The 14,408-nt window shown below is 72.4% G+C and carries 12 protein-coding genes; 10 read left to right on the top strand and 2 right to left on the bottom strand.

All coding sequences use genetic code 11. From position 1 onward, the window contains the following. Positions 1-125: 125 nt before the first annotated feature. The 4 genes from OG734_RS07530 to OG734_RS07515 all read left to right on the top strand — a co-directional run bounded on the left by OG734_RS07530 (position 126) and on the right by OG734_RS07515 (position 4,355). On the top strand, positions 126-920 hold the full coding sequence (locus OG734_RS07530) for an RNA polymerase sigma factor SigF (RefSeq protein WP_330286686.1): 795 nt from the start codon (positions 126-128) through the stop codon (positions 918-920). 339 nt (positions 921-1,259) lie between these two features. Next, positions 1,260-1,964 (top strand): hypothetical protein, encoded by a 705-nt coding sequence (locus tag OG734_RS07525; protein ID WP_330286685.1) that lies wholly within the window; start codon positions 1,260-1,262, stop codon positions 1,962-1,964. A gap of 124 nt (positions 1,965-2,088) precedes the next feature. Further along, complete coding sequence (locus tag OG734_RS07520; protein WP_330286684.1) at positions 2,089-3,336, top strand: aminotransferase class I/II-fold pyridoxal phosphate-dependent enzyme; 1,248 nt, start codon at positions 2,089-2,091, stop codon at positions 3,334-3,336. After that, on the top strand, positions 3,333-4,355 hold the full coding sequence (locus OG734_RS07515; protein ID WP_330286683.1) for an MBL fold metallo-hydrolase: 1,023 nt from the start codon (positions 3,333-3,335) through the stop codon (positions 4,353-4,355). The genes OG734_RS07520 and OG734_RS07515 overlap by 4 nt, the downstream gene beginning before the upstream one ends. Positions 4,356-4,807: 452 nt before the next feature. On the opposite strand, the gene OG734_RS07510 is transcribed toward OG734_RS07515, so the two are convergent. Both OG734_RS07510 and OG734_RS07505 read right to left on the bottom strand, forming a co-directional pair. Next, positions 4,808-5,431 (bottom strand): DedA family protein, encoded by a 624-nt coding sequence (locus OG734_RS07510; RefSeq protein WP_330293595.1) that lies wholly within the window; start codon positions 5,429-5,431, stop codon positions 4,808-4,810. Positions 5,432-5,433: 2 nt separating this feature from the next. Continuing rightward, complete coding sequence (locus OG734_RS07505) at positions 5,434-6,210, bottom strand: MBL fold metallo-hydrolase (RefSeq protein ID WP_330286682.1); 777 nt, start codon at positions 6,208-6,210, stop codon at positions 5,434-5,436. A 122-nt stretch (positions 6,211-6,332) separates the two neighbouring features. Between OG734_RS07505 and OG734_RS07500 the strand changes: the two genes are divergently transcribed. The 6 genes from OG734_RS07500 (at position 6,333) to dnaK (ending at position 14,408) form a co-directional block, all read left to right on the top strand. Further along, positions 6,333-6,767 carry a hypothetical protein gene (locus OG734_RS07500; protein WP_330286681.1) on the top strand — a complete coding sequence of 145 codons (435 nt, stop codon included), beginning with the start codon at positions 6,333-6,335 and terminating at the stop codon, positions 6,765-6,767. A gap of 80 nt (positions 6,768-6,847) precedes the next feature. Further along, complete coding sequence (locus tag OG734_RS07495) at positions 6,848-8,947, top strand: phage holin family protein (protein WP_330286680.1); 2,100 nt, start codon at positions 6,848-6,850, stop codon at positions 8,945-8,947. A gap of 112 nt (positions 8,948-9,059) precedes the next feature. Beyond that, entirely contained in the window at positions 9,060-10,121 is a 1,062-nt protein-coding gene (locus tag OG734_RS07490) for an ATP-binding protein (RefSeq protein WP_330286679.1), read from the top strand. Beyond that, complete coding sequence (locus tag OG734_RS07485) at positions 10,118-11,920, top strand: vWA domain-containing protein (protein WP_330286678.1); 1,803 nt, start codon at positions 10,118-10,120, stop codon at positions 11,918-11,920. Before OG734_RS07490 ends, OG734_RS07485 begins: the two co-directional genes overlap by 4 nt. 77 nt (positions 11,921-11,997) lie before the next feature. After that, positions 11,998-12,426, top strand: a complete 429-nt coding sequence (locus OG734_RS07480; protein ID WP_330286677.1) for an OsmC family protein — start codon at positions 11,998-12,000, stop codon at positions 12,424-12,426. A 98-nt stretch (positions 12,427-12,524) separates the two neighbouring features. After that, positions 12,525-14,408: a molecular chaperone DnaK gene (dnaK, locus tag OG734_RS07475; RefSeq protein WP_330286676.1), complete on the top strand. Its 1,884-nt coding sequence runs from the start codon at positions 12,525-12,527 to the stop codon at positions 14,406-14,408.

Genomic DNA, 14,408 nt, shown 5'->3' with positions numbered 1-14,408 from the left:
CTTCGGACAGGAGGCACGTCCGTGGGAGCGGTGGATCGCCGACCCGGGTGTGTCTGTCCGGATTGGACGCGCCCTCCCACGGGGACCCGTCCAACCCAAGCACTCCAAGGGAGTTGCGACGCACCATGCGAACTCACACGAGTCCGAGGCGCCACCCCCATGACGACGCCCCCGACACCACGGAAGCGTTCCGCAGGCTTACCGCCCTTCCTCCCGGTCAGCAGCGCGACACACTCAGGGCGAAGATCGTCGAGGCCTGGCTGCCCATGGCAGACCGGCTCGCGGGCCGCTTCCGGAGCCGCGGCGAGAGCATGGACGACCTGCGCCAGGTCGCCGCGCTCGGCCTGGTCAAGGCCGTCGACCGCTACGACCCCGAACTCGGGAACGCCTTCGAGAGCTATGCCGTCCCCACGGTCACCGGTGAGATCAAGCGCCACTTCCGTGACCACATGTGGACCCTGCACGTACCGCGCCGGGTCCAGGACCTGCGTAACCGCGTACGGTTCGCCGCCCAGGACCTGTCGCAGACCATCTCGGGCCGCAGGCCCACCGTGGCCGAGATCGCCGAGCACGCCAACATGAGCGAGGAGGACGTCAAGGTCGGCCTGGAAGCGCTGGAGAGCTTCACCGCGCTCTCGCTCGACGCCGAACTGCCCGGCAGTGAGGACGGATACTCCCTCAGCGACGCCCTCGGTGCCGCCGACCCGGCTCTGGACACCGTCATCGACCGCGAGGCCGTCAAGCCACGGCTGCGCGCACTGCCCGAGCGCGAACGGGCCATCCTCTACATGCGGTTCTTCGGGGACATGACCCAGAGCCGGATCGCCGAGCAACTGGGCATCTCCCAGATGCACGTCTCCCGCCTGATCAGCCGCTCCTGCAACCGGCTGCGGGACCAGGTCATGAAGGACGCCGCCTAGACCGGCGCCCGGACCGTCCTGGACCGGCTCGTCCTGGGGCCCCTTCGGCAACGGCCGGGCGCCGGTGCGGAACAGGAGACCACCAGCGGGCAGTCGGCGGGATCCGGCGCCGCGACGGCGCCCGTATCCGCCCCGGACGGCCCCAACACGCTCGTAGGGGACGGGCAGGGGCGAGCGGGGGCGGGCCGGTACGGACAGACACGGGCATCGTCACCCGCTCGGGCGTGCCCGTCCCGCGAATGGGGCCCGGCGGCGCGCGCCCCGCCGCCGGGCGGGCTGTCATGGGGTGCGGGGCACCACCCGACGTGCTCCGCAGCCGCCGCTCGAAGGAGCCCAGCCATGCGCCGCACCGCCCGTGTCCTGTCCGTCGCCGCCCTGGCCGGTGCCGCTCTGGCCACCACCGCGTCGGCCGTGTCCGCCGACGCCGCCGGGGAGGTCAGTCCGGGCAGCGTCGGCCCCGGCGGCACCGTCACCGTCTCCGTGGCCTGCGAGGCGACCGGTGGGACCCCGCCCGCGTCCATCGACGCGCACTCCCAGGGCTTCGAGCAGGGCACCGTCCAGCTCCAGCAGGTCCCCGGCAACGACGACCAGGTGACCGGCCCCGCTTACAGCGGCACCGCGAAGATCGCGCCCGCCGGGAGCTTCGAGGGCGACCAGAACGCGAACGCCCCGGCCTCCGAATGGTCCGCCGACGGTACGTGTCCCGGGCAGGCCGGGGCCGAGGGCAAGGCGTGGAAGGCGCCGTTCACGGTGACCCGCGACGGCACCGGCACCGGCACCTGCGGCACCGACTCCCACGGCGACGCCCCCCAGAGCAGCGGCTTCCAGGACTGGTCCTCCTGCCCGACGAACCTCCCCACGGCCATCCCCACACATGCCCCCCTGCCCACCCCTGCCCCGGTGCAGCGCGGGGTACAGGCCGGTCAGGGCGGTGCGTTCACCGACTCGGTGCCCGCGCTGGTCGCCGGCGGAGTGCTGATCGCGGGCGCGGCCGGGGCCGCCGTACACCGACTGCGCCGCAGGGGGACGTCCGCGCGCCGCTGACCCCGGGCGCCGCCCGTACCCGGCGGAAGCAACCCGAGCGGGCGCCCATGGGTCCCTGTGACCGTGGGTACACGAAGCCACATGCAGCCACAGGCACCACACCAGCAACCGCGCGGAGGTACGCATGCGGCGGACGGATCCCCAGGGGCACGGCCCCGTCCGCTACGGCCCGCCGTTCCCCGACGACGGACTCCCCGTACTGCCCGAACTCGCCGCCGTGCTCGCCGCCGCGGCCACCCGCCCCGATGCCCAGCCGACCGGCGGCGGCCCCGCCCTCCTCGACGCGGCCTGCGGCTACTGGGCCCGGCGCGGACTGCATGCCGAGCCCGAGCAGGTGGCCGCCGCGCCCGGCGCCCCTGCGCTGCTGCACGCGCTGACCGCCGCGATCGGCGGCGACGTCCTGGTACCCCGGCCCTGCGCGGCCTGGTGGGCGCCCCAGGTACGGGCGTTGGGCGGATCCGTGTTCCACGTGGGCACGCCGGCCGAGTGCGGGGGCGTGCCGGATCCGTACGCCCTGCTGGAGACCGTACGGAGGGTGCGCGCCGAGGGCGGTGATCCACGGCTGCTCGTGCTGTCCGTGGCGGACGATCCGACGGCCACCGTGGCGCCGCCCGAACTCCTGCACGAGACCGTGGAGGCCGCCGCCGGGGAGGGGTTGCACCTGGTCAGCGACGAGACCTGGCGCGACACCCTGCACCGGCCGCAGGACACCGTGCTGCTCAGCCCGGCCGAGATGCTGCCCGACCGGGTCACCGTCGTCACCGACCTGAGCGGCGCGCTGCTGCCACCGGGCTGGCCCGCCGCCCTCGCCCGCTTCCCCGCGAACGCCCCCGGCGACGCCCTACGCGCGCGCGTGCTCGATGTACTCACCGCGCTCGGCGCCCGGATCGCCGAACCGGTCGCCGCCGCGGCCGGCTACGCGCTCGGCGAGCCCGAGCCCGTCACCGAACGGCTCACCGCCGCCGTACGCCTGCACGCGCGCGTGGCGACCGCCGCGCACCGCGCGGTCGTGGCCGCCGGCTGTCTGGCCCTGCCCCCTCGGGCCGGCCGCCATCTGTACGTCGATCTCGGCCCGCTGCGGACCGCGCTCGGCGCCCACGGCGTCGGTGACGCCCAGGAACTGGAGGACTTCCTCACCGCCCGGCTGGGGATGCCCGCGCCGGGCGGTCACCGGTTCGGGGACGACCTCGCGGCGCTCCGCGTCCGGCTGGCCACGGGGGCGCTGCTCGGCGACACGCCCGGGGAGCGGGGGCAGTCGCTCATGTCACCCGAACCACTGGAACTGCCACACGTGCAACGCGCGTTGACCCTGATGGGATCGATCTTCGACGATCTCTGTGACGACGCTCAGCGACGGGAGCCTCCTCGATGACGCAACAGTCCGAGTCGACCACGAGCACCAGCCTCAGCGACAGCATCGGCACGACCACCGAGGTGCTTCAGCCGCTGCACGGGCACCGGGTGTGGCCCCGGTCCTTCGCCGACCGGCTGACCGCTCCGCTGCCCGGCCTCAGCGGCATGGCCAGATTCGCCAGAGAGGGCGCGGTACGACCGACCCTGGAAGGCCTCGCCGACATCCCGCGGCTGCCCTTCGAACCCGGCCCGCTGCCCCGCGTGGACACACGCACGGTCGCCGTCTCCTGGGCGGGGCACGCCAGTTGGGTGGTCAGGATCGGCGGGCTCACCGTCCTCACCGACCCGGTCTGGTCCCGCCGCATCCTGGGCACGCCGGCCCGGATCACCCCGGTGGGCGTCGCCTGGAGCGCGCTGCCGCGGGTCGACGCCGTCGTCATCAGCCACAACCACTACGACCACCTGGACGCCCCGACGCTGCGCCGACTCCCGCGCGACACCCCGGTGTTCGTGCCGGCCGGACTCGGCCGCTGGTTCAGGCGGCGCCGGTTCACCCACGTCACCGAGCTGGACTGGTGGGAGACGGCCGAACTGCACGGCGTCCGCTTCGACTTCGTGCCGGCCCACCACTGGTCCAAGCGCGGCCTCACCGACACCTGCCGCACGCTCTGGGGCGGCTGGGTACTCACCGACCTGGACGGCCAACGCGTCTACTTCGCGGGCGACACCGGATACGGCCACTGGTTCGCCCGTATCGGCCGGCGCTACCCGGGTATCGACCTCGCCCTGCTGCCGATCGGCGCATACAACCCGCGGTGGTGGCTCAGCGACGTCCACTGCGACCCGGAGGAGGCGGTCCAGGCCGCCGTGGACCTCGGTGCGCGCCGGATGGCGCCCATGCACTGGGCGACCTTCGTCCTGTCGGCCGAGCCGGTCCTCGAACCGCTGACCCGGGTGCGGGCCGCCTGGGAGAAGGCCGGCCTGGACCGCGACGATCTGTGGGACCTGCCGATCGGGGGTTCGCGGGTGCTGGTCTGACGCGACGGGAGGCGGGAAGGGTGCCGGTACCCGCCCGACGGACGGGCGACAGTCGCGCCGACGCCTGCGTGCTGAACCTTGTCTGACGGGCGGGCCGGGAGCGCGCCGGTTCCTGTTCGATGTGCGGGCGGGAGATTCGGAGCCTGCCCGACGCGAGGGCGGGAGGCGCGCGGGTCCTGCCTGCCGCGTGGCCGAGCGGGTCCCGGCTCGGGCCCTTCGGGGCCTGCCGCCCATGCTCGTCTGCCCGGCGACGCCATGCGTGCTCCCGCGCTGCCGCAGGGCGCGGGAGGTGCCCCCGACTCGCCGTTCCGGGCACAGACCCGCGTACGACCAGTACGAGGGCCTCACCACCTGCGCGGGCATCTGCCGCTGCCACGGCGGGCGCCAGGCCCGCCACTCACGCGGTCGGCGGGGGTTGACGACGGGCCCCGCGGCCCGGCCCTCCCGCTCGCTCAGGCCGTCCCGCGGATTCCGCGCACCCGCCGCCACACACTCGGTGCCGCGCTGATCGTCAGGGTCAGCGCGACCGCCGCCACCACGCCCTGCCAGGGCTCGTCGAAGAGCGAACCGCCGAGGACGCCGATCAGTTGGTACGTCGCGGCCCAGGCGAGGCAGGCCGGGACGTCCCCGCGGGCGAAGCGGCGCACCGGCCACTTCGCCATCAGGCAGGCCAGCATCACCGGGATGCGGCCGGCGGGCACCAGCCGGGACAGCACCAGGACCGTCACCCCGTTCTCGCTCAACTTCTTCTGGGCCTGCGCGAGACGGTCCTCGGGTGCCCGTGACCGGATCGCGGCCAGCCAGCGCGAGCCGTTCTTCGAGTCCATCCCGCGCCGGCCCAGCCAGTACAGCGCGACATCGCCGAGGAACGCGGCCAGCGAGGCCACCGCGAACACCAGGACCATGCCGAGCGGCGTGGTCTGGTGAAAGGCCACCACGGCCGCCGAACTCACCAGAGCCCCCGTCGGCACCACCGGCACCAGTGCCCCGATCAGCACCAGCAGGAACAGCGTCGGATAGCCGATCGCCTGCCCCGCCGACCCCTGCCCGGAGGTCGCCGCGGCGGCCAGGACCACGTTCACCGCGCGACCTCCAGGCGCACGCTCTCCCCGTGCTCCAGCCGGTACACGTCGACCGCGGGCGCGCGCACCGCCGCGAGGCGCACGAACTCCTCGCCCGGCGCATGGAACTCATGGGGGCGCACGGCGTCCATCCCGATCGGCCAGTACGTGCCGTAGTGCACCGGCACCGCGCTGCGCGGCGCCAACCGGGCCAGCGCCTCGGCCGCCCGCGCCGCGTTCAGATGCCCCTCGCCGAGATACGGCCCCCAGCCGCCCACGGGCAGCAGCGCCGCGTCGACCGGCCCGACCTCCTCGGCCATGGACGCGAACAGGCCCGTGTCCCCGGCGAAATACGTCCGCGCCTCGCCCTCGATCACATAGCCGAGCGCGGGAGCCCGCTGCGGTCCGACGTTCAGCCGCCGCCCGTCGTGGCGCGCGGACACGGCCCGAACGACCAGGTCACCGATTTTCGTATGGTCCCCCGGTTCCACTTCGGTGATCCGCAGGTGCGCCAGCCGGCGCGACAGAGCCGGCACCGCCTTCGGTGCGCCCCGGGGCACGATCAGGCGTGCGCCCGGCGCGAGTCGGGCGAGGGAGGGCACATGGAGGTGGTCGGAGTGCAGATGGGAGACGAGCGCCACCTGCGCGCTCCATGCGCCGGGCGGGGGCAACTCGCCCCGGCGACGGCGCAGATGGGCGAGCCGGCGCACGAACAAGGGGTCGGTGAGCACGCGTACGCCCGAGTCCTCGACCGTACAGGTGGCGTGCCCCCACCACGTGATCTCCACCGGCACCCCTTTGCCTCCTTCGCGCGACTCCCCGAAGACTACGGGCAGGAGTAGGGTCGGCGGGAAACCCGGGGCGAGTGGGGAAACCCTGAGGTGAACGGGGAAGCCCGGAGCTTAGGGGGGACGCCATGGGACACGTGCACGCCGCCGTCGGTCTGCCCGGTCCGGTACCGCGGGTCACCGCGATCGCCAGCCTGACACCGCTCGAGGAACTGGACGAGGAGCCGTTCCTCGTCGACTCCCGCAGCCAGCACGCGATGTGTGCCCGCTGGGCCGCCGAGCACGGCTACGTCGTCACCCGGGAACTGCTCGTACGGAGTCTGCGCCCCGACCACTCCGCCCTCTGGGACGGCGTCGAGGCGGGCCTCGACCTCTTCGTGGCACCCAGCCAGCGGGTCCTGGAGCAGGCGCTGACGTCGGTCGACGAGTTCACCGCCGAGTGCGCGCGGCGCGGGGTGCGGGTGGAGACGGTGGGCTGCGCGGAACCGTCGTACGACGCCCAGATGAAGGCCCGTGTCCACCGCCGTCTGTCCATGCCGACCGCCGGGTACGACGGCCGCTGACCAGGGCACACCGGGCGCCGCCCGCCCGTTGTGACAGGGTGGGCACAGGCCAGCCGCGGGGACGGGCCGGGACGTGAGGTGTGCGGGACGTGGGTGCGGGGCGTTGGCGGCGGATCGTCAGCCAGATCGGGCGGAGCGTCGCGGTGTGGGCCGTGTCGACGCTCACGATGCTGGTGCTCGCCGGCATCCTGCCGGACTTCCAGATCCGCACCGGTGACGGCGACAGTGCCACCCGGATCGCGGTCACCGCGGCCTTCGGTGCCGGCGCGTTCGGTCTGCTGTCGGCCCTGGCCTGGCCGGTGCTGGTTAGGCTGCTGCTGCTCGTGCCCGCCCTCGTACTCGGCCTGCTGGTCTTCTTCCTGAACGGTGCGCTGCTGCTCGTCGCCCTGCGGCTGACCCCGGCCGAGCGCCCCGAGGCGGCCCCGGAGACGGCGGTGGTGGTCGCCGCGGTGATGTCCGCCGTGGCCTCCGCGACGGGCGCGGCACTGGCCGTACGGGACGACGACGCCTACCGAAGACGGCTCTACCGCCTCGCGGACCGACGCGGCACCGCACGGCCGTTCGGGGGTCCCGCCACGCCCGGCGTGGTGTTCCTGCAGCTCGACGGCGTCGGCCACGACGTGCTGGCGCGAGCCGTGCAGAAGGGGCTCATGCCGACCGTCGCGGGCTGGCTGGGCGCCAGCCACCGGCTCACCCCCTGGCGCACCGACTGGTCCAGTCAGACCGGCGCCAGCCAGCTCGGCATCCTGCACGGCACCAACCACGACATCCCGGCCTTCCGCTGGTACGAGAAGGACACCGGGGAGGTCATGGTCTGCAACCGGCCCGCCAGCGCCGTCGAGCTCCAGCGCCGGGCCGTCGAACGCACCGGCGACGGAGGGCTGCTCACCGTCGACGGGGCCAGCCGGGGCAACCTCTTCAGCGGCGGCGCCGACGAGCAGGCCCTCGTGTTGTCCACCGCGCTGCGACGCGGCCGGGAGAACCGTTCCCGCGCGGGCTACTTCGCCTACTTCTCCGACCCCGCCAACGCCGTCCGTACCGCCCTGTCCTTCATCGCCGAGGTGGGCCGCGAGATCGGTCAGTCGACGATGGCCAGGATGCGCAAACGGCGCCCGCGGGTCGCGCGCGGCGGCCTCTACCCCTTCATCCGCGCCTTCGCGACCGTCGTCGAGCGGGACGTGGTCGTCGCCGCGGTGATGGGTGACATGCTCGCCGGACGCACCGCCGTCTACGCCGACCTGGTTGCCTATGACGAGGTCGCCCACCACTCCGGGCCGCACAGCCGGGACGCCGAGAAGGTCCTCCAACGCCTCGACCGCAGCGCCGCGTTGATCGCGAAGGTCGCCGAGCACGCCCCACGCCCGTACCGGATCGTCCTCCTCTCCGACCACGGGCAGAGTCCCGGCGAGACCTTCCGGGGGCGGTACGGCCTCGGCCTCGCCGACCTGGTCCGGGCCGGCTGCGGACTGCCCGTGCCGCGCAGGGCGCGGCGCACCCACAGCGGGGCCGAGGCGCGGGCCGCCGTGCGCGCCGCGCTGCGCAGGCCCGTCGAGGAGAACGGCGGGCGGCACGTGCCCCCGGGCCGCCACTCCGAACCGCTGGTGCTCGCCTCCGGCAACCTCGGGCTGATCTCCTTCCCGGACGTGCATCACCGCATGACCCGGGAGGAGATCGACGCCCGCCATCCCGCGCTGCTCACCACCCTCGCCAACCATCCCGGCGTCGGCTTCGTCCTCGTCGCCAGCGAGGAGCACGACGGGCTGGTGCTGGGCGCGCACGGCGCGGAGATCCCGGTGGACGCGCTGGACGAGCGGGACGGAAAGGGCAACGAACACGGCGGTCCGCTGGCCGACTTCGGGCCCGGCGCGGCAAGCGCGGTGCGCCGTACGCACTCCTTCCCGCACACCGCCGACATCATGGTCAACTCCTGGTACGACCCGGCCGAGGGCGAGGTGCTCGCCTTCGAGGAGCAGATCGGCTCGCACGGCGGGCTCGGCGGGGCCCAGGGTGAACCCTTTCTGCTGGCGCCACTCGCACTGTCGGCGGCGGTCGAGGAGGGGGAGGAGCTCATCGGCGCCGAGCACATACACCGCGTACTGCGGCGCTGGCTGCGCGAGTGCAACGGGCCGCAGGTGCCCCTGGAGGCTCCTCGGGACCCTTCGGGCCAGCAGGCCGCCTGAGCGCGGGCCGCCGGAAAATCGGCTGCGCTCCTGCCTCTCCGTACCCACACTGTTCGTACCGGACCTCGCGCCGTCGCGCGCTCCGTTCCCTGCGAACCCCCTGGAGTATTGCGTGCAGGCTGCCGTGACCGTCACTCCCGCCCGGATCCCCGAGCTGCTGCTCGGTCTCGCGACCGTGCGGCCCGTGTTCCTCTGGGGCGCTCCCGGTATCGGAAAGTCCTCTCTGGTAAGGGAGTTCGCCGAGTCGCTGGGACTGGAGTGCGTGAGTCTGCTCGGTACGCAGTTGGCGCCGGAGGACCTGATCGGCGTCCCGCAGATCCGCGACGGGCGGTCCGTGTTCTGTCCGCCGGAGGCCATCGCCCGGGACGAGCCGTACTGCCTGTTCCTGGACGAGCTGAACGCGGCCACGCCGGACGTCCAGAAGGCGTTCTACTCGCTGATCCTCGACCGCCGTATCGGCAACTACGAGCTGCCGAAGGGCTCGATCGTGATCGGCGCAGGCAACCGGGCCACGGACAACGCTCTCGCCCGGCCGATCGCCTCTGCCCTCGTCAACCGCCTCGCCCACGTCCACCTGGAGGCCTCGCCGAAGGACTGGCTGGTCTGGGCCGCGAACAACGACATCCACCCCTGGGTCGTGGATCACCTCACCGACCGGCCCGACCACCTCTGGTCCAAGCCGCCGAAGACCGAGGAGCCCTTCTCCACGCCTCGCTCCTGGCACATGCTCTCCGACGCCCTGCACTCCTTCGGGTCCGCCCTCGACGAGGAGACCCTGAAGGTGATCGCGCACGGCGCGCTGACGCCGACGCACGCCACCGCGTTCTGCGGGTACGTCAAGATCGTGCGCAGCCGGTTCGGCATCGACGCGATCATCAAGGGCGACGCGCGCTGGCCGCACCGCATCGAGGACCGCGACCTGCTCTACTACCTCGCCGAGTCGTTCCGCGGGCGCCTGGTCAAGGAACTCCCCGTCAGCAAGGGGCACATGTCGCCGAACGGGCGGGAGGCCGCGTACCGCGCCAAGTCGCTGCTCGTGCAGCTCGCCGAGATCTCGGTGGAGGTCGCGCAGAGCGTCATCGCCGCGGACGCCGACGGCAACCCCCTGCTGCCCGCCTGGTTCCTGGTCGAGGCGGCGCGGGACATGCCCCGGCTGGTGGAGGCGCGGCGTTGAGCCGGGCGCGCAAGCAGGCGGCGAAGAAGAAGGACCTCGCGAGGGAGGCGTACGAAGCCGGGTTGGCCCTCGTGCGCGCCAACCCGGCGCTCGGCTCGGTGCACTTCTACACCTGCCGGAACCCGGACTGTGTCCTCTCGCCCGTCGACGGACTGGTGCGCACGGACTCCGACGGAGTGCTGCACGCCCATTCCACCCGGCGGGCCGAACCGGCCGAGTGGGCGTGGGCGATCGCGCACGGCCTCATCCACCTGGGCTTCGGGCACGTTCCGGCGGCGAAGGGCGAGCGCGTCCAGCCCGACCGCTACGACATCGCAGCCCGCTGCGTCGTCGTCAACCGGTTCCTGCTCGGCTTCCCGGTCGGCACCGCCCCCGAGCACCTGCCGGGCGCCTACCCCGACGGCGACGAGGAGCAGCTCGCCGCCCGCTGGCGGCGCGCGGGCTCGATCCCGGCCGCGTTCGGGAACTGCGGTACGGCGGGCAGCAAGCCCGACCAGTGGCTCGGACCGTACGAGAAGTGGGCCCCGTCGGTCCCCGACTGGCAGCTCGCCTTCGCGTCCGCCCTGACCCGCACGATGGCGACGGCGATGGACGTGGCCGGCGGCCGACGCGAGTCCATGTCCGACGAGGCGGCCCAACACCGCCCCTGGGAGAAGGCGTTGGCCTGGTTCGTCACCTCCTACCCGCTGCTCGGCGGGATCGCGGCCGGTATCAAGCTCGTCGCCGACCTCGAACTCGCCCACGCCCACGGCATCTCAGTCGCCGCCGTGAACGCCGAGGCGGGCGAGATCTACATCAACCCGCTGCGTCAACTGGAGGACGAGGAATGGCGGTTCGTCCTCGCCCACGAGATGCTGCACGCCGCCCTGCGCCACGGCGACCGCTGCGGCACCCGCGACCCGTACCTCTTCAACGTCGCCTGCGACTACGTAATCAACGGCTGGCTGGCGGAGATGGAGGTCGGCACGATGCCCGAAGGGCTGCTGTACGACGCCGAGTTGAAGGGTCTCTCGGCGGAGGAGGTGTACGACCGGATCGCGCAGGACCTGCGCCGGATGCGTCGGCTGTCCACGCTGCGCGGAAAGGGCGCCTGCGACGTCCTGGGCGCTCCGCTGGGCTCGCCGCGCGACTATGTCGACCTCGACGAGTTCTACCGGCGCGGCCTCGGCCAGGGACTGAACCTGCATCAGCAGCACGAACGCGGGTACCTGCCCGGCGGGTTGGTGGAGGAGATCCGCGCGCTGAACCATCCGCCGCTGCCCTGGGACGCCCAACTCGCCCGCTGGTTCGACGAGTTCGTGCCCCGCCCGGAGCCCGTACGGTCGTACGCCCGCCCCTCGCGTCGCCAGTCGTCCACCCCTGACATCCCGCGCGCGGGGCGGTACTTCCCGCCCGAGGAGATCGCCCGCTGCACCTTCGGCGTCGTCCTTGACACCTCCGGGTCAATGGACCGGACGCTGCTCGGGAAGGCGCTGGGCGCGATCGCCTCGTACGCCGGCGCACGGGACGTACCGGCGGCGCGGGTCGTGTTCTGTGATGCCGCTGCACACGACGCGGGGTATCTGCCGGTCACCGAGATCGCCGAGCGGGTCCGGGTGCACGGGCGGGGCGGGACCGTGCTGCAGCCGGGCATCGATCTGCTGCACCGGGCCGACGACTTTCCGCCGGGGGCGCCCGTACTGGTCATCACGGACGGCTGGTGCGACGTGCTTCGGGTGCGGCGCGAGCACGCCTATCTGATTCCGCAGGGTGCTCGTCTGCCGTTCACCGCCCGTGGGCCGGTCTTTAGGGTGCAGTGAGCCGGAAGTGAGCCGGAGTGTGATCGGATGGGGGATACGGAACCCCGGCATCGGGACCACACGCGAAAGGAAGAACCGTGGCTACCACGCGCTCTGCACACACCGTCTGGGAAGGCAACCTGCTGGAGGGCAACGGCGTTGTCACCTTCGACTCCTCCGGTGCCATCGCCGAGCAGCCCGTGACATGGGCCTCGCGCGCCCAGGACGCGAACGGCAAGACCAGCCCCGAGGAGCTGATCGCCGCCGCCCACTCCAGCTGCTTCTCCATGGCGTTCTCGCACGCCCTGGCCGGCGCCGGAACCCCGGCGACCAAGCTCCTGACCTCGGCCGACGTCACCTTCCAGCCGGGTGAGGGCATCACCGGCATCCACCTCACCGTGGAGGGCACCGTGCCCGGCCTCGACGAGGACGCCTTCGTCGCCGCCGCCGAGGACGCCAAGGAGAACTGCCCGGTCAGCAAGGCCCTGACCGGTACGACGATCACCCTGTCGGCGAAGCTCGCCTGACGTTCCTCAACGCCCGCTGCCGCGCCCCTCGATCCGAGGTGCGCGGCAGCGTCGTTTCCGGGTACCCCATAGGAGGGGCCCGGAGGAAGGGGACAGCTATGGCACGTGCGGTCGGGATCGATCTGGGGACCACGAACTCGGTGGTGGCCGTACTGGAGGGCGGTGACCCCACCGTCGTCGCGAACGCCGAGGGGGCGAGGACCACACCGTCCGTCGTGGCCTTCGCGAAGAACGGCGAGGTGCTCGTCGGCGAGGTCGCCAAGCGGCAGGCCGTGACGAACGTGGAGCGCACGGCCCGCTCCGTCAAACGCCATATGGGCGACGGGCACTGGCGGTTCCCCGAGCAGGGCTCCGTGGACGGCACCAGCTACCGCGCCCAGGAACTCTCCGCGCGCGTGCTGCAGAAGCTGAAGCGGGACGCGGAGGCGTATCTCGGCGAGGACGTCTCGGACGCGGTGATCACGGTGCCGGCGTACTTCGACGACTCCCAGCGGCAGGCCACCAAGGAGGCCGGGGAGATCGCCGGCCTGAAGGTGCTGCGGATCATCAACGAGCCGACCGCCGCCGCCCTCGCGTACGGCCTGGACCGGGGCGAGGAGCAGACCGTGCTCGTCTTCGACCTGGGCGGCGGCACCTTCGACGTGTCGCTCCTGGAGATCGGCGACGGCGTCATCGAGGTCAAGGCGACCAACGGCGACACCGGGCTCGGCGGTGACGACTGGGACCAGCGGATCGTCGACCACCTCGTCAAACGGTTCAAGGGGCAGCGGGGCGTCGATCTCGGCGGCGACAAGATGGCGCTGCAAAGGCTGCGCGAGGGCGCCGAGAAGGCGAAGATCGAGCTGTCGAGTTCAACCGAGACGACCGTCAATCTGCCGTACATCACGGCCTCCGTCGAGGGCCCCCTGCACCTTGAGGAGAAACTGACGCGCTCTCAGTTCCAGGAGCTCACCGCCGACCTGCTCGACCGCTGCAAGAAGCCCTTCAGCCAGGCGATCAAGGACGCGGGTGTGCAGCTCTCCGCGATCGACCATGTGATCCTGGTCGGCGGCTCGACCCGGATGCCCGCCGTCACCGAACTGGTCAAGGAACTCACCGGCAAGGAACCGCACAAGGGCGTCAACCCGGACGAGGTGGTCGCCCTGGGAGCCACCCTCCAGGCGGGTGTCATCCGCGGTGACGTGAAGGACGTCCTGCTGCTCGACGTCACCCCGCTGTCCCTCGGTATCGAGACCAAGGGCGGCATCATGACCAAACTCATCGAGCGCAACACCACGATCCCCACCCGGCGTTCGGAGATCTTCACGACGGCTACCGACAACCAGCCCTCGGTCGGTATCCAGGTCTACCAGGGCGAGCGTGAAATCGCCGCGTACAACAAGAAGTTGGGCGTCTTCGACCTCACCGGGCTGCCGCCGGCCCCGCGCGGCGTGCCGCAGATCGAGGTCGCCTTCGACATCGACGCCAACGGGATCATGCACGTCTCGGCGAAGGATCTGGCCACCGGCCGGGAACAGAAGATGACCGTCACGGGCGGCTCCGCACTCCCCAAGGACGACATCGACCGCATGATGCGCGAGGCCGAACAGTACGCCGACGAGGACCGCAGGCGCCGGGAGGCGGCCGAGGCGCGCAACCAGGCCGAGCAACTCGTCTACCAGACCGAGAAGTTCGTACGGGACAACGAGGAGCGGGTGCCGGCGGACGCGAAGTCCGAGGTCGCGGAGGCCGTTGCCGAGGTGAAGGGGCTTCTGTCCGAGGAGACCGACGTCAGCGCGTTGCGGGCCGGTGTCGAGAAGCTGGCCACCGTCAGTCAGCGGATGGGGCAGGCGATGTATGCGCAGCAGGAGTCTCCGACGGCGGGACGGGGCACCGGTGACTCTGGCTCGGCGGGGGAGGACGAGGGGGTGGTGGATGCGGAGATTGTTGATGATGAGCGGGAGGAGGGTGGTGACGGGAAGGGGAAGGGGGAGGGGGCGTAG

Origin of the sequence: Streptomyces sp. NBC_00576 (assembly GCF_036345175.1) — a bacterium.
GTDB lineage: Bacteria > Actinomycetota > Actinomycetes > Streptomycetales > Streptomycetaceae > Streptomyces.
Note: the sequence above shows the minus strand (reverse complement) of the source record. Positions and strands in the feature narration are given on the sequence as shown.

Coding starts and splice junctions, on each gene's coding strand:
- OG734_RS07520 (WP_330286684.1), top strand. CDS start 2,089: ATGCGGCGGACGGATCCCCAGGGGCACGGCCCCGTCCGCTACGGCCCG.
- OG734_RS07525 (WP_330286685.1), top strand. CDS start 1,260: ATGCGCCGCACCGCCCGTGTCCTGTCCGTCGCCGCCCTGGCCGGTGCC.
- dnaK (WP_330286676.1), top strand. CDS start 12,525: ATGGCACGTGCGGTCGGGATCGATCTGGGGACCACGAACTCGGTGGTG.
- OG734_RS07500 (WP_330286681.1), top strand. CDS start 6,333: ATGGGACACGTGCACGCCGCCGTCGGTCTGCCCGGTCCGGTACCGCGG.
- OG734_RS07530 (WP_330286686.1), top strand. CDS start 126: ATGCGAACTCACACGAGTCCGAGGCGCCACCCCCATGACGACGCCCCC.
- OG734_RS07515 (WP_330286683.1), top strand. CDS start 3,333: ATGACGCAACAGTCCGAGTCGACCACGAGCACCAGCCTCAGCGACAGC.